The organism is Paenibacillus illinoisensis NBRC 15959 (assembly GCF_004000925.1).
Lineage (GTDB): Bacteria > Bacillota > Bacilli > Paenibacillales > Paenibacillaceae > Paenibacillus > Paenibacillus illinoisensis.
Window position 1 is genome coordinate 498,182 of sequence record NZ_BIME01000004.1, and the last position, 20,119, is coordinate 518,300.

Here is a 20,119-nt window from a genome sequence, read left to right on the forward strand (position 1 = left end):
AGAGTAACATGAAAATGTTCTGCCTAAGGAAAAATCATTCAGTGGAGTTATAACGATCTATATGTGATGTAAGGAGGTTTGATATGAATATTGACCGTCTTATCGGAGTCATACATATTGGAGTGCTGCTGCTGCTTTTCTTTGTTAAAACGAATATTGCGTTTTTGGCTGCCAGCATCATTATCGTTTTAATCATGATCTATCAAACCTATACCTCTCCGACAAAGTGGAACATCCGTATATCTGTCGTATTAACTTCGTTTCTTATCTTCTGGAATATCTATTCATGGGATTTAGGGGGATGATTCCCTCTTAAAGTATCGTGGGTAACTTACGTGTTCTCTCTTCAGTAGGGGCACGTTTTTTTGTGCATTTGTTTGAGAATAGAAAAAGTTCGGGAAATCATTCATGGGATGGAATAATTTACTGTAAACGCGCCGACAATGATTAGCAGTACATGCATGGAGCATGCAGTAAGCAAGTCATTTGAGGAGGTTAACCCTAGTGAAGAAACGAATAATGGCATCGTTCATGACCCTATGTATTTTGCTACCCCTTATGGCATCAACAGTGCTGGCTGAAGAAGCACCCAAAACGGCAGGGGGGACAGATCTTGCCCCGTCAGCTCGTTCTGCCATTTTGATGGATGCCGATACGGGGACAGTTATTTTTGAGAAAAACAGTCATGATCAGCTGCCTCCGGCGAGTATTACAAAGATTATGACCATGCTGCTGACGATCGAAGCCATTGATTCCGGCAAGCTGAAGCTGACGGATAAGGTGAGAGCGAGTGAATATGCTGCATCCATGGGTGGTTCACAGATTTTCCTCGAACCTGGCGAAGAGATGACTGTCGATGACATGTTGAAAGGAATCGCCATGGCTTCCGGTAATGATGCATCTGTTGCGATGGCAGAGAAAATTGCCGGATCAGAAGAAGCTTTTGTACAGCTGATGAATGAACGGGCGAAAGAGCTCGGCATGAAAGATACTCACTTTGCCAATTGTAACGGACTGCCAGTGGAGAATCATTATTCTTCCGCACATGACATTGCGCTGATGAGCCGTGAACTGCTGAAACATTCAGGCATTACGAAATACACAGGAGCATACCAGGACTACCTTCGTAAAGATACGGAAAAGCCCTTCTGGCTGGTGAATACCAATAAACTGGTCCGTTTCTACTCAGGCGCAGACGGTCTGAAAACGGGTTATACATCAGAAGCCAAATTCTGCTTGTCGGCTACCGCTATGAAGGACGGACTGCGTACGGTTGCAGTAGTGCTGGGTGAACCGAATACGAAAACTCGAAATGCTGAAGTGTCTTCGATGTTCGACTATGCGTTCGGACAATACACAATGAAACCTTTGTACAAAGCAGGGGATCAGCTCGGCAGTCTGAAAATTGAAAAAGGGGAAGTCGCTGAGCTGCCGCTGACGGCTACGCAAAATTATAGTGTGCTGATGCGCAAAGGCGCCAAATCCGATGAGTTCCGCCATGAGCTGTTAATGGCAAAAGAAGTGAAAGCACCCGTCAAGGCTGGTCAGAGCGTAGGCAAGCTTGTCGTGTACCAAGGAAACGAGGTCATCAAGGAGTTCGATATCCAGGCCCCTCAGGATGTGAATAAAGCTGGATGGTGGAAGCTGTTTAAACGAACAACATCGAACCTGTTTGATTAAACGCGATTTGCGCGTTCTGCATACATTCCTTGAACGTATTTTGTAGTTAAATAGGGGTTTTCTTCTAGTTTTGTCGGGGGGCAGGAAAAGCCTTCGGAAACGTAGAAATCCTTGTTCAAGACTGGGAGGAGAGTGAGCAAACGTGAACTTGCATGTGGAAATGGAACATCACCGCGGGATTCTGATTGTGCGATTATCCGGGGAGCTGGATCACCATACAGCCGATATGGTTCGAATGCAAATGGATGAGGCCATCCAACGCAGACAGTGTGAACATCTGGTGCTTAGCCTGAAAGATCTTCAATTCATGGACAGTTCGGGTCTGGGTGTCATATTGGGCAGATACAAACTCATTAAAAATAAAGGCGGCAAGATGGTTGTATGTGATGTTAATCCGCCGGTCTATCGTTTGCTGGAAATGTCGGGTTTGTTCAAGATCATGCCGATTTACGAAAATGAGGGAACAGCTCTCTCGGGTCTGGAGGTCGTCTCATGAGTGAAGGTACGGGAACAAATTTCATGAATTTGCAATTTGCGGCCAAGTCGGAGAACGAATCGTTCGCAAGGGTGACTGTCGCGGCATTTATCTCCCAGCTTGATCCCACAATGGACGAGCTCAGCGATTTGAAGACGGTTGTCTCGGAAGCCGTGACGAACAGTATCATCCACGGGTATAACAACAATCCCGAGGGTGTCGTGTCCATTCAGGCGCAAATTCGCGAAGACATGATTACAATTATTGTGGAAGATCGCGGAGAAGGAATTGAAGACCTGGAACTGGCCAAACAGCCGCTATATACGTCCAAACCCGAACTTGAGCGGTCGGGCATGGGCTTCACCATTATGGAAAACTTCATGGATGAATTCGAAGTCAGCAGCGAGCCCGGCAGAGGCACCTCCATCAAGATGAAGAAGAGGATTGAATCCAAGAAAGCAATGTATAATTAGGGGTTGGTCTAATGGATGCTGAAGTGAAACCATCTTCACAGACCTATTTGGACGATGCCGAGGTCAAACGGCTGATTGCGCTCAGTCAGTCGGGTGACCATGTCGCACGGGATACGCTGGTGAACTGCAACATCAGACTCGTCTGGTCTGTCGTCCAGCGTTTTATGAACAGGGGATATGAACCGGAGGATCTGTTCCAGATTGGTTGTATCGGCCTGCTCAAATCGGTGGACAAATTCGACCTTAGTTATGATGTGAAGTTCTCTACCTATGCGGTACCGATGATCATCGGAGAGATTCAACGTTTCCTGCGGGATGACGGAACCCTCAAGGTTAGTCGTTCCCTGAAGGAAATGGCGAATAAAGTCCGCAAAAAAAGGGACGAACTGTCCAAACACCTTGACCGTCTGCCAACGATCAAGGAAGTGGCTGAACAGCTGGGGGTGACCCCGGAGGAGGTTGTTTTTGCCCAGGAAGCGAACAAACCGCCGACGTCTATTCATGAGACCGTGTTTGAGAACGACGGGGATCCGATTACATTGATGGACCAGATTGCCGACGAATCTCAGGAACGCTGGTTTGATAAGCTGGCGCTCAATGAAGCGATCGGCGGCCTTAGTGAGCGGGAACGACTGATCGTTTATCTACGGTATTACAGGGATCAGACGCAGTCGGAGGTCGCTACTAGGCTGGGGATTTCTCAAGTTCAGGTTTCCCGGCTGGAGAAAAAGATACTACAATCGATTCGCGATCAGATCGCGCAGTAGATGGTGGAGTGCGGACTCCAACACGGTTACCGAATCGCCAATATACGACAACTAACAACCTTTCATCGCGCACCTAACGCGAGTGAGGTTGTTTGTCGTTCGACCGTTTAGATGATCCTGAGCGATTGTATTGCATGACCAGAATCAACCCGATAATACAGGCTGTACCCAGCCATTGATAGAAACCAAAGGGTTCATGGAGCCATACGACGGTTGTAGCAACGGCAGCCAGAGGTTCAGCACTTCCAAGCAGGCTGGTCTCCTTGGGTGTAAGGCTTTTTAAACTCGCAATGTAGAACCAAAAAGCAATCATCGTCCCGAAGATAATCGTAAATACCAGATACCCGTATGTTTCAGTAGAGATGCTGGCAAAGTTCGCTTTCCATGGCGGGTGAATCAAACTAAGGCCCAGACCACCAATAATCATGGCCCAGCCAACGATAACAAGTGAGTCAAATTTCTTAATCAGCTGTACAGCATAAAGTGTATAGAATGCAGCGGCTACCCCGGACAATAACCCCCAGATCACCGCAAGCCAGGAGACAGATAACTGCGTAACCGAGCCATTCGTCAGCAGTAGAAAACAGCCCAGGAGTGCGAGGATTCCGCATGCAAGGTCCTTGCGCGTGAGCGCCGACTGCTTCCGCAGTGCGATGTAAGTCATGATCATGATGGGGGAAAGGTACTGTAGGAGAGTGGCAACCGCGGAGTTGCCGTGTTTAATAGAAGCCATATACGTATACTGTACGGCTAGCATACCTGCTAATCCAAATAGGATCAGTTGTACAGCTGTCTTTTTATTTCTCCATACATCAATAATCTGAGATCTACTGTGTGTAAAAGATTGAATAACCAGAAGCAGGGTACCCGCGCTCAGCAATCGAACAGTTACATACCAATTGACTTCAATACCATCCAGTTGAAACAGTTTTTGGGATACGGTTCCTCCGATCCCCCAGCAGATGGCCCCTGTTAGAACGAGCAGGATACCCGATAGCTTGGAACTTGCAGATGTTGTCACTCTTGATCGCCTCACCTTAAATATAAGAATAGTGCTATATTAAGGAGAAATGCGATATATTAATATCAATATTACACGTAAAATTATAAATATATTGAGATGAGGCTTATGCAAAAGACTGAATTTATCATTGATCAAAATTTGAAGGAAATGACGAAGCATCGGACCGAAAATTTACCTGTTGCCTGTTATGAAACAACCATTATGAATAATATACACGGACACATCCCCCTGCACTGGCATGATGAATTGCAGTTTGTTGCGGTTCTCCAGGGGACAGTGTTGTTACATATTAACGACCAAATAATTCGTGTATCCAAAGGTGATGGCATTTTTATTAACAGTGGAGTTCTGCATATGGCCGAAGATCATGGAGGGAACAATAACTGCATCTATCTATGTCTGAATTTGACGCCCCAACTTGCAGCGCCTTCAGATCTGTACGTAAAGTATGTGCACCCCTATATAACGGCTACCAATTTGCCTTTTCTCTATATAGCTGGGGGCATTGCCTGGGGAGCACGGATTTTGGAGGCCATCAGGTTAATTAGAACGGAGCTTGTGAGTCAAGCGCCTTATTACGAATTGAAGGTTGCTTCAGCGCTGCTGGATATGTGGACGCTTCTCATTAAGAACGGATATGCGTTGGAGCATGATGCATCCGAGATGACCAGGAGCAGAAGATTGAAGGATATGCTGCAGTGGATTCATCTGAACTATGCCGATCCGGTCAGGTTGGAGGATATTGCAAGGATGGGACAGTTAAGCCGATCGGAGACATGTCGGTATTTTAAGCAAATCCTGCGAACTACACCCATGCAATATGTTATGGATTACCGGATCCAGAAAAGCATTGAACTTCTGCGGCTCTCCGACCGCAGCATCACCGAAATCGCGTATGAGGTCGGTTTTAACAGCACGAGCTATTACATTAACCAGTTTCGGAAAAGCATGAAAAAGACGCCTCTACGATTCAGAAGAGAGCTCGCTGAGAAGAAACAAGAGGAACGAAACAATTGAGCGTTTTTCTGCCAGTTTTCCAGTCCAGTCGCCACATGGCGGCTTTTTTTGTTGAGAAATAGGTTGTTTGTTCACCTTCCTTCTGCCACTTCCCAGCATATTTATTATATTCTTCTGGAAAGCGAGGACACGTGCAGCGGAGGGATGGAATCGGTCAAGGGAGCGAAGCGCTCGCCTTTAGCACCGGATTTCCTCCTTGAAAAGGAGTGATCAAGAAATCCGGGGATAACAGCGGCCAGTGACCGATCCATTCCGGAGCATCTGCTTGTCCCACGACCTTTTTCCAACCCGAATGTAATAAATTTGCACATTCTTCAAATACTAACCTAAATTACGCAGTAAAGGAGTGTTTCGGATGTCTCTGACACCCACTCCAACGGTCTATATTCGTCTGCGCAGCCGTATTCGCATCCAGAGGGGCAGAGGCGTCAAGCTTGGTGATATCGCTCATGTGTTAACCTCTCCGGAAGATGGGGAACGAAGGCTGCTTGAGCTTGAACTGCTGCGCCCGGGACCGGAGGACGGCAATCTGATCCTGATTGACATTTTGCAGATCATCCCTCAGATACGGCGCATGCTGCCGGAAGTTACCGTCGAACTCATTGGTTCGGGGCATACGCTGGTTGAGGTCATTGCGGGAACGGGCAAACCTTCAAAATCGCTGTTCATCCTGGTCTGGCTGCTGTTGTTCTTTGGATCGGCCCTGACCATCATGAATTTCCATGCAGATGTGAACATGCAGGAAGTTCAGATTCGAATCGTGGAAATGATAACGGGTCGCCGGGACGAGCATCCTTATTTGTTTCAGGTGGCATACTCCATCGGAATCGGGTTTGGTATGGCTGTATTCTTTAATCATTTATTTAAGAAAAAGTGGAATGAGGAACCTACTCCGCTTGAAGTGGAAATGTTTTTATATCAGCAAAATGTAGACAAGTTTGTCGTCATTGAGGAAACCGAACGAATGCATGAGCAGGAACATGGGGAGATGAATGCCGATGAGCGTTCTTAATGGAGCGATCAGTATTGTACTTGGGATTGCGGGAGGAGTTGCCGTAGGAAGCGGCGTGATCGCCCTCATTCTCGTGCTTGATATGATCCCCAGATTGGCGCAGCTCACCCGTTCTTATGACAAAACGCATTGGTATGAAGGAGCATTGATCGGAGGGTCGCTCGTTGGAACCATTGCTGATTTCTGGCATTGGAAGGTACATGGAATATTGATCCTGAGTCCAATAATTGGGTGCTTTTGCGGTGTGTTTATCGGCCTGCTTGCCGCGGCACTGACCGAGGTATTAAATGTGCTGCCAGTACTTGCTAAACGTCTGGGCATGAAATCGTATTTGTTTGGACTGCTGCTGGCCATGATTTTGGGCAAAATGACAGGTTCCTTGTTTGACTTTTTTGTATATCAGCGTTAGGTCAAGGAATCGAAGGAGGAAAGAAAATGGATGTGAGATCTGACAATGCTGGACATGGTTCAGGTGAGGGAGTACCCGAAGAGCTGATGCACAAGACGCCTTATGAAATTCAAAAGGAAGAGGAGCGCAGGGCGTACGAAAAAAAGAAGCAGGATGAGATGTCCGATAGTGTTGAAGAATCGGTACAGTACTGGCAGGATAGGGATGATATCTCCGCTCGCATGAGTGAGAACAAGTATACATTGAAGCAGGTTTTGGGTCTCGGGGAGTCCTTTGATGTCAATATGAGAGAGATGGTCCTGGGAGGCAAAAATGTTGGATTATTGATGCTGACGGGATTTGCAAAAGACGAAATTTTGCTGGAAGTCTTGAAAAGGCTGACATACCTTACTCCTGATCAAATATCAGGCCATGCGCTTAAGTCGTATTTCGATTGCTACATTCCACATATCCAGGTAGAGAAAGTCGATAAAATGAGTGCTGTCATCAACAAGGTTCTTACGGGTATGAGTGCTTTGTTTGTTGAAGGGGACCGCTCTGTATTAGTGATGGATACCCGGAGTTATCCGGTTCGCTCACCCGAAGAACCTTCTCTCGAACGAGTTGTCCGGGGGTCAAGGGACGGCTTTACCGAAACACTTCTGACCAACGTGACTTTGGTGAGACGCAGGATTCGCGACCCTGGATTGAAGTTCGAGATCATGCAAGTGGGCCGGAGAACTCAAACCGATGTTTGCGTGGTGTACATCGATGATATCGTCGATAAAGTGCAGGTGGATTCGGTCCGCGAAAAAATCAAACGGGTAGATATCGATGGTATACCGGCAGCAGATAAACAGCTGGAGGAAGCGATTATCAATAAGGGATGGAATCCTTTCCCTCTGGTGCGCTACTCGGAACGGCCCGATGTTACGGCATCTCATCTGCTTGAGGGCAGGGTCGTCATTTTCGTCGATACATCGCCAAGTGTGATGATTTTGCCTACAACCTTCTTCGATCTGTGTGAACATGCAGAAGAGAACAGACAGACTGCGTTTATGGGGACTTACTTGCGTTGGGTCCGCTTTGCTGGCATATTAATCTCATTGTTTTTGCTGCCGCTCTGGATGCTGATGGTGATTGATCCTGCGCTCAAACCGGCGGGACTGGATTTTATTGGTCCACAAGAGAATGTGAAGCTGCCCATCATTTTGCAGTTCCTGTTAATTGAGCTTGGGGTCGATTTGTTACGTATGGCGGCAGTTCATACTCCTACACCTCTTGCATCGGCAATGGGCTTGATTGCAGCCATATTGGTCGGGGATATCGCTGTAAAAACAGGATATTTTGTCAATGAGGTCGTTCTGTACATGGCTATTGCTGCCATCGGTATGTTTGCGACACCAAGCTATGAGCTTGGGCTTGCGAATCGGCTGGTAAGGCTGTTTCTGCTGATCGCTGTTGCCATTTTTAAGGTGCCGGGGTTTGTGGTAGGTACAACACTGCTTGTTATAGCGCTGACTATACACCGATCCTATAATTCCTCTTACTTATGGCCGTTTATACCTTTTAATGCAAAGGCCCTGGGGAACTTCCTGTTCCGTATGCCTCTGCTTGAAAGTAAGAAACGTCCATCATTCAACAAAACAAGAGATAACACCAAAATGTCCGACGATCCGGACGGTGAAAAGCGAAAAAGTAAAAAACACAAATGATCTGCCTAAAAATCCATTCTTCTCGCTGACGAATTTGATATACTGGTGTAAAATCATTGGAATAGAAGAAGCTGTTCCAGTATATAAAAAAGTGAGGAATGCTGATTATGTATTTACATGGTACAAGTAAAATAAATGCTCATGGCCATCTGGAAATTGGCGGAGTAGATGCAACGGACTTGAAAGAACAATTTGGAACACCACTGTATGTTGTGGACGAGCAATTGGTTCGCGATCGCTGCAGAGAATACATGGATGCATTCCGTGCTTCTGGACTTGGTTTCCAAGTTGCATATGCAAGCAAAGCGTTTTGCGTTATGGCGATGTGTGCTCTTGCTGCGGAAGAAGGGCTCTCACTGGATGTGGTTTCGGACGGTGAACTGTTTACAGCACTGCAAGCAGGATTCCCTGCTGAACGCATTCATTTCCACGGCAATAACAAAACATTGGAAGAGATCGAAATGGCACTTGATGCCGAGATCGGCTGCTTCGTTGTGGATAACTTCAATGAATTGCACTTGCTGCAGGCTGTAGCTGCCGAGAAAAATCGTCAAGTGAACATTCTGCTTCGTGTGACGCCTGGTGTTGAGGCGCATACGCATGAATATATTTCCACAGGTCAAACGGATTCGAAATTTGGATTCGATATCGGTAACGGAACGGCATTTGAAGCGATTGAGCTCGCTTCCAAACAGTCCAACCTGGTATTGCTGGGTGTGCACTCCCACATCGGTTCTCAGATTTTTGAGGTGGAAGGTTTCCAAATGGCGATTCAGCGTGTAGCTGAATTCGCTGCGAGTGTATATGAACGTATTAACGTAGCGTTCAAAGTGGTTAACCTGGGCGGTGGATTCGGTATCCGCTATACAGAAGGGGATACTCCGCTTGAAGTGGCTCAGTATGTAAAAGCCATCACGGATGCTGTTAAAAATCACTTTGCCCAAATTGGATATGACGTTCCTGAAATCTGGGTAGAACCAGGCCGCAGTATTGTTGGTGAAGCAGGTACGACACTATACACCGTTGGTACGAGCAAAGATATCCCTGGTGTGCGCAAATATGTTGCAGTTGATGGCGGGATGACGGACAACCCGCGTCCAGCACTGTATGAATCCAAATATGAAGCTGTACTCGCCAACCGCGCTAATGAGTCTGCTCAGGAGACCGTGTCGATTGCCGGCAAATGCTGCGAGAGCGGCGATATGTTGATCTGGGATCTGGACCTGCCTAAAGTTCAGAGCGGGGATCTGCTTGCCGTTGCCTGCACAGGTGCGTACAACTACTCCATGGCAAGCAACTATAACCGAATTCGCCGTCCGGCAGTCGTGTTTGTTAAAGACGGCCAAGGTGATGTTGTTGTACGTCGCGAAACGTACCAGGACATCATTCAGAATGACCTCGTGCCTGAGCGTATCGCTAAACAGCCTGTAACCCGTTAATGTTAAGAAATACGAAATAGTAAAAAAGACAAAAAGGAACATTCCTTTTTGTCTTTTTTTTGCCTTTAGACCCAACATTTTCGAAAAAAATTGCGGTTTATTTTGCGGTTGGACTCATTTCGGTGTACACTAAGAAAAGTGCTATAAAGCTTGGCCCAGGGTCATGCAGGATGGCACCACTAACGATGGTCAATACGAAAGGAGTCATTTACATATGGCGAAACAAGCGAAAATCAAAATGGCAAACGGCGGAGAAGTTCTAATCGACCTGTTCGATCAAGAAGCTCCAAACACAGTGGCAAACTTTGAGAAACTGGCTAACTCCGGCTTCTACAACGGTCTTGTATTCCACCGCGTAATTCCAGGCTTCGTCGCACAAGGCGGATGCCCTAACGGAACGGGTGCAGGTGGCCCAGGATACACAATCAACTGTGAGATCAACCCGAACAAACATGAGCGCGGAACACTTGCAATGGCACATGCAGGCCGTAACACAGGTGGAAGCCAGTTCTACATCTGCTACCAGCCACAGCCGCATCTGGATGGACAACATACCGTATTTGGTAAAGTAACCAAAGGTATGGAGTTCGTAGATGCTTTCGAAGGTCGCGACAAAATGGAAACTGTTGAAGTCGTAGAAGTTTAATCGTTATCCTAATCGATAAAAATGGCCGTTTCGTTGATAAGACGAAGCGGTTTTTTTATATCCTTTTGCTTATTAAAAGTTAGTATGTGACAAAAAGGAACAAAAAACAATTGATTTTTCGGTGTTAAAGTGCTAACATCCAATTAATAACGAAAGCGATCCTTCAGGGCAGGGTGCAATTCCCTACCGGCGGTGATGCACCTGTGTGAGGATATATATCCAGCACTGTTGCAAAGTCCGTGACCTGTCTGCCTGTGGCAGATGGCTGATCTGGTGCAATTCCAGAACCGACAGTATAGTCTGGATGGGAGAAGGAGAGGGTGCAGCCCTATTTGGACTGCATTCCGCAGATGCGTTGCTGCACAGCATGAGACGAGGTTTTATTTCTGTGCAGGGAATGTCGGTTATCCGGCGGTTTCCATACATATGCCACATCATAGAAGCTCTTTACCTGTAATTGTGTTCTTTAGGTATGTGTTTGCTTTCACTTGCCTGAAATGGAATTATGGCGGAGTGCTGTTGGCAATCGTATCAACGACATCCTGCTGGTGACACATGTCTCTCATCATCCCTACCCGAACGATAGTTCGAGTGGGGATTTTTTATTTGGATATGGTATAACCGCCTCTTTGCTCGATGGGAGGCCTATAATCTAAGATTCTAACCGTGGGGTGACCGGACTTGGAAATGATCAATGATGAATTTTATATGGGGCTTGCGTTGGATATGGCAGAACGTGCACAAGGGCAAACGGGGATTAACCCTGTCGTCGGATGTGTTGTTGTAAAAGAAGGCCGGGTTGTAGGTCTTGGAAGTCATCTTAAGCGGGGTACGGGCCATGCGGAGGTACACGCATTGAATATGGCTGGCAGCGATGCTGAGGGCAGTACGGTCTATGTTACGTTGGAGCCGTGCAGCCACTATGGCAAGACGCCGCCATGCAGCGAACGTTTGATTCACGAGAAAGTGAAGCGTGTCGTGGTGTGTTGTGAGGATCCAAATCCGCAGGTATCCGGCAGAGGAATCAGTATGCTGCGTCAACAAGGCATTGAGGTTGAAGTTGGCGTTCTGCGTGAGCGCGGAAGACGTCTGAATGAAAAATTCATTAAGTACATTACCACCGGTTTGCCGTTTGTCACCTTAAAAACGGCATCCACGCTGGATGGTAAAATTGCAACCCGCAGCGGAGACAGCAAATGGATCTCCAACGAACCCGCACGGGAAATCGTACATGCACTCCGCCATCGTCATCAGGGCATCATGGTTGGTGTAGATACGGTTATTGCAGACAATCCGGAGCTGACCACTCGCCTCCAAGTGGAAGGGATCAGTCCTGTGCGAATTGTTGTCGATTCGAAGCTGCGTCTCCCGGTTGGAGCCAAGATGGTCAAGGATGGACTAGCACCGACATGGGTACTTACGACCGATGAGGCGAGCCCTGAGGCGGCCGAACGTCTGGAAGCCTACGGTGTAGAAATTATTCGCTGTGGTCCAGGACCACGTGTGGATTTGCTGAGTGCGCTTAGCAAGCTGGGAGAACGGGAAATCGGCTCCATCCTGCTTGAAGGCGGAGGCACATTGAATGGCGCCATGCTGGAAGCCAAATTGGTCGATCGGCTGTTGATGTTTATCGCTCCAAAGATTGTGGGCGGATACGACACACCGGGAAGCTTCCGATTTGAAGGGGTGGAGCGCATGAGTCAGGCCATTCAATTGAATCAGCTGGAAATTGAGCAAGTTGGAGATAATATCAGTATTGGCGGAATCCCTGTCTGGCCTGAATAACGGATCGAATGAACAAGGCAAGATATAAGCATAAGGAGGCGGCAGCATGTTTACCGGTTTGGTGGAAGAGGTCGGTCAGATTCGGCGTATCGGTCGAAAAGGCGAAGCATTGGTCCTGAATATCGGAGCTTCCGCCATCATGGACGATCTGAAGATTGGTGACAGTGTATCTGTAAACGGAGTATGTCTTACGGCAACGACGCTGGAAAGCGGAGGATTTACCGCAGATGTCATGCCTGAAACCTACCGTCATACCAATCTGAGTCAGCTGCAATCAGGCAGTAAAGTGAACCTGGAACGGGCGATGCAGTCGGGTGGGCGTTTTGGTGGCCACATTGTACAAGGACACGTGGATGGTACGGGAGTCATTGGCGGGATCACACGTGATCAGAATGCGGTTGTTTTTGAGATCAAACCTGACGACCACGAACTGTTCAAATATTTGATTCCAAAGGGCTCGGTAACCCTCGATGGCATTAGTCTCACCGTGGTGAAGACAACAGAAGCCTCGTTTACCGTATCGATTATTCCCCATACCATTGGAGAAACGGTGCTTCAGGTGAAAAAGCCGGGGGATACCATCAACATTGAATGTGACATTTTGGGGAAATATGTGGACCATCTGCTCCATTACGGCAAAGGGCATCCCGAAACGGGTGCTGGCAAACCGAAAAGCATCAGTGAAGAGTTTTTGGCCAACCATGGCTTTGCATAAGGAACATAACCATTATAAAGAGAGACTGGAGGGGAAATTATGTCAGATCAATCCATACTAGATCCCATAGAGGAAGCGATATACGATTTGATGCGCGGCAAACCCGTCATTGTTGTGGATGATGAGGATCGGGAGAATGAAGGGGACTTTATCGCGCTGGCAGAGAAGGCTACACCTGAAGTCATCAACTTCATGATTACCGAGGGCAGAGGCCTGGTCTGTGTTCCCATTACGCAGCAGCGTGCGGATGAGCTCAATCTGAAACCGATGGTTCAGCAAAATACGGACTTCCATGGAACGGCATTTACAGTTTCCGTGGATCACAAGGATACAACAACAGGCATATCTGCACATGAACGATCCATTACGGTGAAGGGTCTAATTGATCCGGAAGCCAAAAGCAGTGATTTCCGCAAGCCGGGGCATATGTTCCCGCTCATTGCCAAAGACGGAGGAGTGCTCCGCCGCGCCGGGCACACGGAAGCTGCTGTTGATCTGGCGATCATGTGCGGTTCCTATCCGGCTGGTGTGATCTGTGAGGTCATCAAGGAAGATGGCACGATGGCGAGACTGCCTGATCTGCAGGAGATTGCCCGCAAGCATGACCTGAAACTGATTAGTATTCAGGACATGATCCGTTACCGTAATGAAAAGGAACAGCTGGTTCAACGTGAAGTGGCTGTCCGCATGCCAACGGATTTTGGCGAGTTTCAAGCAGTGGCCTATACGAATGCAGTGGACAACAAAGAGCATGTAGCATTGGTCAAAGGTGAAATTGACTCTTCCAAGCCCGTATTGGTTCGTGTTCACTCCGAATGTCTTACAGGAGACGTATTCCACTCCCATCGCTGTGACTGCGGACCGCAATTCGATGCAGCACTCAAACAGATTCATGATGAAGGCAATGGCGTTCTGCTCTATATGAGACAGGAAGGCCGGGGCATCGGGCTGATTAACAAACTCAAAGCCTATAAGCTGCAGGAGGAAGGTCTGGACACTGTAGATGCCAACCTGAAACTGGGGTTTGCCGCTGATCTGCGTGATTATGGTATTGGTGCACAGATTCTGAAGGATCTCGGCGTTCGCCAAATTCGTCTGTTAACGAATAATCCCCGCAAAATCAAAGGCCTTGAAGGTTATGGGCTTGAAGTGGTGGAGCGTGTTCCCATCCAGATGGAAGAGAACGAGGATAATACGCTTTACCTGCATACCAAGCAGGCGAAGCTGGGGCATATGTTGAAGTTCGATGATATCGAACAGAACGAAGAGAAAAACTAATTTTTTTGCTCATGTAATTTATGGAAAAATAAATGCTCACAAATCGGTTAATTACATTACATTATACATTAGAGGAGATGACTTAAATGCCGAACTTTTTTGAAGGACATTTGGTATCGGAAGGTTTAAAATATGGAGTGGTTGTAGGACGTTTTAATGAATTTATTACAAGCAAATTGCTCAGCGGAGCACTCGATGCGTTCAAACGTCACGGGGTGCAGGACAGTGAAGTCGACGTAGCCTGGGTTCCAGGAGCATTCGAAATCCCGCTGATTGCACAGAAAATGGCGGAGAGCGGCAAATATGACGCTGTCATTACACTGGGAACGGTTATTCGTGGCTCAACGACACATTATGATTATGTGTGCAACGAAATGGCAAAAGGAGTGGCGGCTATTAACCTCAAAACCGGCGTGCCAACGATCTTTGGTCTGGTTACAACGGAGAATATTGAACAGGCGATTGAACGTGCTGGTACGAAGGCTGGTAACAAAGGTTGGGATGCTGCCACGGCTGCAATTGAAATGGCGAACTTGACGAAACAGCTAAAATAGTGCTTATTTAATGTAGTGCCCTGCTCTGCGCAGACGAATTCGGGAGACCGGATTCGGCGGCTTAGCGGGGTTTTGTATTTTTCTGGCGGGAGGATTCGTCTAGTGACGGTAGTTACATATAAACTGGAAACTTTTGAAGGGCCTTTGGATCTGCTGCTTCATCTGATCGATAAGGCAGAAATTCATATCCAGGATATTCCCATCAGCGATATTACCGATCAATATATGGCGTATCTGCATTCGATGCAGGAATTGGAGCTGGATATTACGAGTGAGTTTTTGGTAATGGCAGCAACGCTTCTGTCCATCAAGAGCAAACTTTTACTGCCCAAACCACCGGTGATTGAGGACTTTGAGGATTATGATTATATGGAAGAAGAAGATTATGATCCACGTGCGGAGCTGATTGCACGTCTGATAGAATATCGCAAATACAAAGGAATAGCCCGTCATCTGCATGAGCGGGAATGGGAACGGAGCCTTATTTTCTCCAAAGAGCCTGAGGACCTGAGGCCGTATATGCCTGTGGAGACCCAATCAAATCCGGTAGAGGGTTTGCATACTTCGGATCTGATTGCCGCTTTTCAGAAGGCACTGCGCAAGGCAGAGAAGCGTACAACGGTTACACGAATTCAGCGCGATGAGATCTCGGTGAAGGATCGTATACGTGATGTCGTTGGAGCACTGGAGAGTATGGGACCGGGAGGAAGGCTGTTATTTTCCAAACTGCTGGATGATCAGATTTACCGGCATGAAATTGTTGTCACATTTTTGGCCGTACTGGAACTGATGAAGATGAAACAGATTGTCTGTTATCAGGAACGGATGTTTGAGGATATCGTTATGGAGTGGAGAGGGGAAGCAAGGAATCATGGATTTTCCGAAATTGAAGTCGATTATTGAGGGGCTGCTCTTTTTGTCCGGAGAGGAAGGTCTAAGCATCAAACAAATTGCTGAGATCGTGGATCAGCGGGTAGAACTGGTATCAGATGCCGTAGAGGAAATGATCGCTGACTTCATGAACCAGGGACGAGGCGTTCAAATTCTCAAAATTGCGGGAGTGGTCCAGTTGGGAACGCTGCCGGAGCATGCTGCATATTTTGAAAAGCTGGCTTATTCTCCTGCACGGACCTCGTTATCTCAGGCTGCACTTGAAACACTCGCCATTGTGGCTTATCGTCAGCCCATTACACGGGTTGAGATCGAAGAGATTCGCGGTGTGAAATCCGAACGGGCCATCCATACACTGGTCAATAAGGACTTGATTCAAGAAGTAGGACGAGCTGAGGCGATTGGACGACCTATATTGTACGGAACAACCAAATCGTTTCTCGACTATTTTGGACTTGCTTCACTTAAAGATCTCCCGGAACCGGGCTTGTTTGAAGACTCCGAGAATCTGGAAGAAGAGACACAGCTGCTGTTCAACAAGCTGGATGGACAACAGGTGGACTTGGGAAGCACGGATCAGAATGATTTTGATCATGAAAATATGGATAACAATCATGAGGTTCATGACGAGGATCTGGACTCGTAAGATCGAATTGTCCATAGGAAACAGTAATAAACCGGTGCCTGATAAGGTGGCGGTTTTTTTGCATGCCATGAACCCTTAGCATAACGTGGGGGATTTCAACTATGAATGGAATTTTCAGGTCAGCCGTGAATTATTTCCTATATAGAGTGTCATACTAAACGTGTAAAGAATTGAGGGCTTGGAGGTAAGGCCTGTGTGGATTTGGCTTGGAGGAATCGGCTTGTTCGCCGCACTGCTGCTTGCCGCTGTTCTCATCTCGAATGTTCATGTGCATTTTACGTTCCGTAAACATAAAAGTGATGATTACGCTCGGATTAATGTTCGTCTCCTTTACGGTATTGTGCGAATTAACTATGAAATACCAAGCATCGTCTTTCGTAATATGAAAGAAGGTTTTTTGGTAAAGACCGAACAACATGTGAACCATAAGCACGGAGAAGCCGAGGGTCACGAGCGTGTCAACAAACGTAAAGTCCAAAAGTGGGCAAAAGAAGTAAAGATCATGATGAGGGCTACGGATGCGCTTAAAATTTGGGTTCAACAAACGCTAAGCCGTGTACATATGACCCAGCTGTCCTGGTCAACCCGAATAGGTATCGGAGATGCAGCGCACACCGCTATTCTTACGGGCTGGGTATGGAGCATCAAGTCGATTATCATCGGTTTTTTGTCGTATCAGATTCAATTTAAACGTCCGCCCATGCTTGAAGTGGTTCCTGTTTGGGAAGATGAGATGGAGTTTCAAACGGAACTGAACTGCAAAATGAAAATTCGTATTACGGCGGTTATGCTCGCTGGAGTGAGGCTAATGACACGGGTTCTAGAAGTGGATGGCGGATGGCGGATGTGGCTGAAAATACTACGGGAACAACGGCGCAGACACAAGAAAAAATTGAAGGAACAACAAGGCTAATTGGGATAAGTGCAGTTCGTTACTGTATTTTGGTTGCAATAGGTTCTGAAATCGTGAAGTGTCTCCGAGAATGTTGGGTGCTGTTTCCTTGCTTGTTCTGCACTGAGACTTACATAGTCTGTTCAGGTTTGGGGATGATATGGTTAGATCAAACCTAGTTCAAATTGAAACTGGAGGGAATTCAAATGTCAGATCATCCAATTCAAGGCTTAATGGAAACCGCAATGGAGAATATCAAGGCCATGGTGGATGTTAATACCATTGTTGGCGATGCGGTAGAAACACCAGACGGCACGGTTATTCTGCCGATCAGTAAAGTCGGTTTTGGATTCGCGGCTGGGGGCAGCGATTTCCATGTGAATGATGGAAAGAGCAAAGAAGGCGGCTCGGGCTCGGTCCCTGGTGCAAAGACTGAAAGTGCTCATTCAGCTAACGTTGCTTCACCATTCGGTGGAGGTAGTGGTGGTGGCGTATCCATCCGCCCGATTGCCTTCCTTGTTGTTGGAAAACAAGGCGTACACATCGTGCCACTGGACAACTCCACGCATCTGTTTGAGAAACTCATTGATTCTACACCTTATGTTCTTGACAGAATACAGGGGATGTTCCAGCGTAATACTTCGCAAAATGATGACTCTGGCGTACGCGTTACACCGGATCATACCACTTACAGCTAAGCCGTTTTATCTGGATCCCTTATCACAGATTTTTGTGAGAGGGATTTTTGCTGTTTGGAAAGATGGGACATACTTTAGGTTGTCCGAACATAAGTTAGTACAAGATTCCAGTGACCCGGAGGAATGAATTGATGCGAATGTTTAAGAAAGTAATGATTGGTTTGCTTGTACCGTTGATGCTTCTACCTTTCATACAAGTGGCTGAAGCTCAAGGAACGATCCCTGGCCCATCAACCCATGCGCAGAGTGCAGCGCTCATTGATGTGACTTCCGGAAGAATCCTATACAGCAAGGATGGGGATAAGGAACTGCGCATTGCCAGTTTGACCAAAATCATGACAGCCATTGTCGCCATTGAACAAGGGAAACTTGATGACAAAGTAAAAGTATCTTCAACCGCTTTTGCCAAGGAAGGGTCATCCCTTTATCTCAAATTGGGAGAAGAAATGACACTGGAAAACATGTTATACGGTTTAATGCTGAGGTCAGGGAATGACGCGGCTTCTGCTATCGCAGAGCATGTTGGTGGATCAGAAGAAGGCTTCGTCCTGTTAATGAACCAAAAGGCAGAGGAGATTGGACTTAAGCATTCCCATTTTATGAATCCACACGGTCTTGATGCAGATGGACATTATTCCACAGCCAATGACTTGGCACGTTTAACCGCTTATGCACTGCACAATCCTGTTTTTAAACGAATCGTAGCTACCGAGGATAAGTCAGCGCCTAATCCGAATGAGAGTTGGGAGTACTCCTGGCACAACAAAAATAAAATGCTGCGATTGTATGAAGGCGCTGATGGGGTGAAAACCGGATATACCAAAAAGGCGTTTAGGTGCCTGGTTAGCTCCGCAACCCGGAATGGTCAGCAGCTGGCTGCCGTCACGTTAAATGATGGAGATGATTGGAATGATCATGCGCGCATGCTTGATTTTGGATTTGAGAATTTCCCTTTGGTGGAGATTGCTCAAAAAGAGCAGCCAGTGGCTAACACGGATGTTATTACGGGGCGTGGATTTGCTTATCCACTTGCGGAGAATGAGAAGTCGGGTGTAACCAAAAGGCTGGTGTTAACGACCAGTCCAACAGAGACCAGAAGCGAAAAGAATGAGGAGCAACTGGATCCATCCTTCGGCCTCGCTGGGCGCATTGATCTGGAGCTCAAAGGGGAGTTTATTGGTTCAATCCCGGTGTATCGCAAAGGCAGCTACATTCCACCTGAGCCGAAGTCAGAAGCTGCTCTTGGCGAGTTCGGTGAAGTTTCAACATGGGCAACTGCATGGCGGGCGGTGCTAGGTCACTTGTTATCTCCATAATCATCAGGAAGCATGAGTACCTCATTTAACGTGAATCTGTGATGTACTGTGCTTCCAGAGGAGGTTTTAACGTCTTGATTAACGTAATCTGGCTTATGATGATTGTTGTTGGGTTTGGCTTTGCAGCTGCGAAAGGAAATATTGAAGTTGTTACCCAGGCTGCTTTTGATGGGGCGGCAACGGGGGTAACTGTATGTTTTGGATTAATTAGTGTGCTTGTGTTCTGGATGGGGATGATGAAAATGGCAGAAGATGCGGGATTGCTTGGCAAAATAGCCAAACTGCTGGGTCCGGTCGTAGCCTTTTTGTTTCCTGATGTGCCCCGGAATCATCCGGCTATGGGTTATATTTTGTCCAACATGAGCGCTAATCTGCTTGGTCTCGGCAATGCGGCAACACCAATGGGAATCAAGGCCATGCAGCAACTGCAGGAGCTGAATCCCGATAAACAAACGGCTTCCCCTGCGATGTGTACATTGCTCGCACTAAATACGGCAAGTATAACCATTATCCCGACCACCCTCATCGCCATTCGTTTGAACTACCATTCAGCCAATGCAACAGAGATTGTGGGCACCACGCTGATGGCAACAATAATCGCTACACTCGCCGCCATTATGGCAGATCGCTGGTATAGGAACAGGACCTTAAACAGACCGCCACGTGTTATAAAGAGCGGTAATTCCAGCATGAAAGGATGAGTCCATC

At 47.2% G+C, this 20,119-nt stretch carries 22 protein-coding genes and 1 riboswitch; of the genes, 21 read left to right on the forward strand and 1 reads right to left on the reverse strand.

All coding sequences use genetic code 11. The annotated features are described in order from the left end of the window. Positions 1-83 precede the first annotated feature (83 nt). From PIL01S_RS13675 to sigF, 5 genes are all read left to right on the forward strand, one after another. Positions 84-305 carry a hypothetical protein gene (locus PIL01S_RS13675; protein ID WP_127537955.1) on the forward strand — a complete coding sequence of 74 codons (222 nt, stop codon included), beginning with the start codon at positions 84-86 and terminating at the stop codon, positions 303-305. A gap of 253 nt (positions 306-558) precedes the next feature. Further along, on the forward strand, positions 559-1,680 hold the full coding sequence (locus PIL01S_RS13680; protein WP_246058254.1) for a D-alanyl-D-alanine carboxypeptidase family protein: 1,122 nt from the start codon (positions 559-561) through the stop codon (positions 1,678-1,680). A 142-nt stretch (positions 1,681-1,822) separates the two neighbouring features. Beyond that, on the forward strand, positions 1,823-2,176 hold the full coding sequence (gene spoIIAA, locus PIL01S_RS13685) for an anti-sigma F factor antagonist (RefSeq protein ID WP_036663380.1): 354 nt from the start codon (positions 1,823-1,825) through the stop codon (positions 2,174-2,176). Next, positions 2,173-2,628 (forward strand): anti-sigma F factor, encoded by a 456-nt coding sequence (spoIIAB, locus tag PIL01S_RS13690; RefSeq protein WP_095290499.1) that lies wholly within the window; start codon positions 2,173-2,175, stop codon positions 2,626-2,628. The genes spoIIAA and spoIIAB overlap by 4 nt, the downstream gene beginning before the upstream one ends. An 11-nt stretch (positions 2,629-2,639) precedes the next feature. Continuing rightward, positions 2,640-3,395, forward strand: coding sequence for an RNA polymerase sporulation sigma factor SigF (sigF, locus tag PIL01S_RS13695; protein ID WP_127537957.1), 756 nt, complete (start codon positions 2,640-2,642; stop codon positions 3,393-3,395). A 73-nt stretch (positions 3,396-3,468) separates the two neighbouring features. On the opposite strand, the gene PIL01S_RS13700 is transcribed toward sigF, so the two are convergent. Next, positions 3,469-4,416, reverse strand: a complete 948-nt coding sequence (locus PIL01S_RS13700; protein ID WP_127537958.1) for an EamA family transporter — start codon at positions 4,414-4,416, stop codon at positions 3,469-3,471. 108 nt (positions 4,417-4,524) lie between these two features. Here PIL01S_RS13700 and PIL01S_RS13705 point away from each other — a divergent pair, with 108 nt between their 5' ends. The 16 genes from PIL01S_RS13705 to PIL01S_RS13780 all read left to right on the forward strand — a co-directional run bounded on the left by PIL01S_RS13705 (position 4,525) and on the right by PIL01S_RS13780 (position 20,112). After that, complete coding sequence (locus PIL01S_RS13705) at positions 4,525-5,436, forward strand: helix-turn-helix transcriptional regulator (protein WP_127537959.1); 912 nt, start codon at positions 4,525-4,527, stop codon at positions 5,434-5,436. Positions 5,437-5,791: 355 nt separating this feature from the next. Continuing rightward, positions 5,792-6,448: a stage V sporulation protein AA gene (locus PIL01S_RS13710; protein ID WP_127537960.1), complete on the forward strand. Its 657-nt coding sequence runs from the start codon at positions 5,792-5,794 to the stop codon at positions 6,446-6,448. Then, on the forward strand, positions 6,429-6,857 hold the full coding sequence (locus tag PIL01S_RS13715) for a stage V sporulation protein AB (protein ID WP_164764228.1): 429 nt from the start codon (positions 6,429-6,431) through the stop codon (positions 6,855-6,857). The genes PIL01S_RS13710 and PIL01S_RS13715 overlap by 20 nt, the downstream gene beginning before the upstream one ends. 86 nt (positions 6,858-6,943) lie before the next feature. Then, entirely contained in the window at positions 6,944-8,551 is a 1,608-nt protein-coding gene (locus tag PIL01S_RS13720; protein ID WP_127537994.1) for a spore germination protein, read from the forward strand. A gap of 107 nt (positions 8,552-8,658) precedes the next feature. Beyond that, positions 8,659-9,990: a diaminopimelate decarboxylase gene (lysA, locus tag PIL01S_RS13725; protein ID WP_127537962.1), complete on the forward strand. Its 1,332-nt coding sequence runs from the start codon at positions 8,659-8,661 to the stop codon at positions 9,988-9,990. Between the two features lie 214 nt (positions 9,991-10,204). After that, entirely contained in the window at positions 10,205-10,636 is a 432-nt protein-coding gene (locus PIL01S_RS13730) for a peptidylprolyl isomerase (protein ID WP_095290511.1), read from the forward strand. A 155-nt stretch (positions 10,637-10,791) separates the two neighbouring features. Further along, a riboswitch (FMN riboswitch) is annotated at positions 10,792-10,956 on the forward strand. Positions 10,957-11,317: 361 nt separating this feature from the next. After that, the gene (gene ribD / locus PIL01S_RS13735; protein ID WP_164764229.1) at positions 11,318-12,421 is read left to right on the forward strand and encodes a bifunctional diaminohydroxyphosphoribosylaminopyrimidine deaminase/5-amino-6-(5-phosphoribosylamino)uracil reductase RibD; all 1,104 of its coding nucleotides are present in this window, start codon (positions 11,318-11,320) and stop codon (positions 12,419-12,421) included. Between the two features lie 46 nt (positions 12,422-12,467). Further along, positions 12,468-13,136, forward strand: coding sequence for a riboflavin synthase (gene ribE / locus PIL01S_RS13740; RefSeq protein WP_095290513.1), 669 nt, complete (start codon positions 12,468-12,470; stop codon positions 13,134-13,136). A 39-nt stretch (positions 13,137-13,175) separates the two neighbouring features. Further along, positions 13,176-14,414 carry a bifunctional 3,4-dihydroxy-2-butanone-4-phosphate synthase/GTP cyclohydrolase II gene (locus tag PIL01S_RS13745; RefSeq protein WP_127537963.1) on the forward strand — a complete coding sequence of 413 codons (1,239 nt, stop codon included), beginning with the start codon at positions 13,176-13,178 and terminating at the stop codon, positions 14,412-14,414. A gap of 86 nt (positions 14,415-14,500) precedes the next feature. Beyond that, positions 14,501-14,968 (forward strand): 6,7-dimethyl-8-ribityllumazine synthase, encoded by a 468-nt coding sequence (gene ribH / locus PIL01S_RS13750; RefSeq protein WP_095290516.1) that lies wholly within the window; start codon positions 14,501-14,503, stop codon positions 14,966-14,968. Between the two features lie 102 nt (positions 14,969-15,070). Then, complete coding sequence (locus PIL01S_RS13755; protein ID WP_095290518.1) at positions 15,071-15,871, forward strand: segregation and condensation protein A; 801 nt, start codon at positions 15,071-15,073, stop codon at positions 15,869-15,871. Beyond that, the gene (gene scpB, locus PIL01S_RS13760) at positions 15,840-16,505 is read left to right on the forward strand and encodes an SMC-Scp complex subunit ScpB (protein ID WP_246058240.1); all 666 of its coding nucleotides are present in this window, start codon (positions 15,840-15,842) and stop codon (positions 16,503-16,505) included. Before PIL01S_RS13755 ends, scpB begins: the two co-directional genes overlap by 32 nt. Before the next feature lie 193 nt (positions 16,506-16,698). Next, on the forward strand, positions 16,699-17,418 hold the full coding sequence (locus tag PIL01S_RS13765; RefSeq protein WP_127537964.1) for a DUF2953 domain-containing protein: 720 nt from the start codon (positions 16,699-16,701) through the stop codon (positions 17,416-17,418). A 185-nt stretch (positions 17,419-17,603) separates the two neighbouring features. After that, positions 17,604-18,095, forward strand: a complete 492-nt coding sequence (ytfJ, locus tag PIL01S_RS13770) for a GerW family sporulation protein (protein ID WP_127537965.1) — start codon at positions 17,604-17,606, stop codon at positions 18,093-18,095. 131 nt (positions 18,096-18,226) lie between these two features. Continuing rightward, complete coding sequence (locus tag PIL01S_RS13775) at positions 18,227-19,411, forward strand: D-alanyl-D-alanine carboxypeptidase family protein (RefSeq protein ID WP_127537966.1); 1,185 nt, start codon at positions 18,227-18,229, stop codon at positions 19,409-19,411. Between the two features lie 95 nt (positions 19,412-19,506). Next, complete coding sequence (locus PIL01S_RS13780; protein WP_371859959.1) at positions 19,507-20,112, forward strand: nucleoside recognition domain-containing protein; 606 nt, start codon at positions 19,507-19,509, stop codon at positions 20,110-20,112. Positions 20,113-20,119 lie beyond the last annotated feature (7 nt).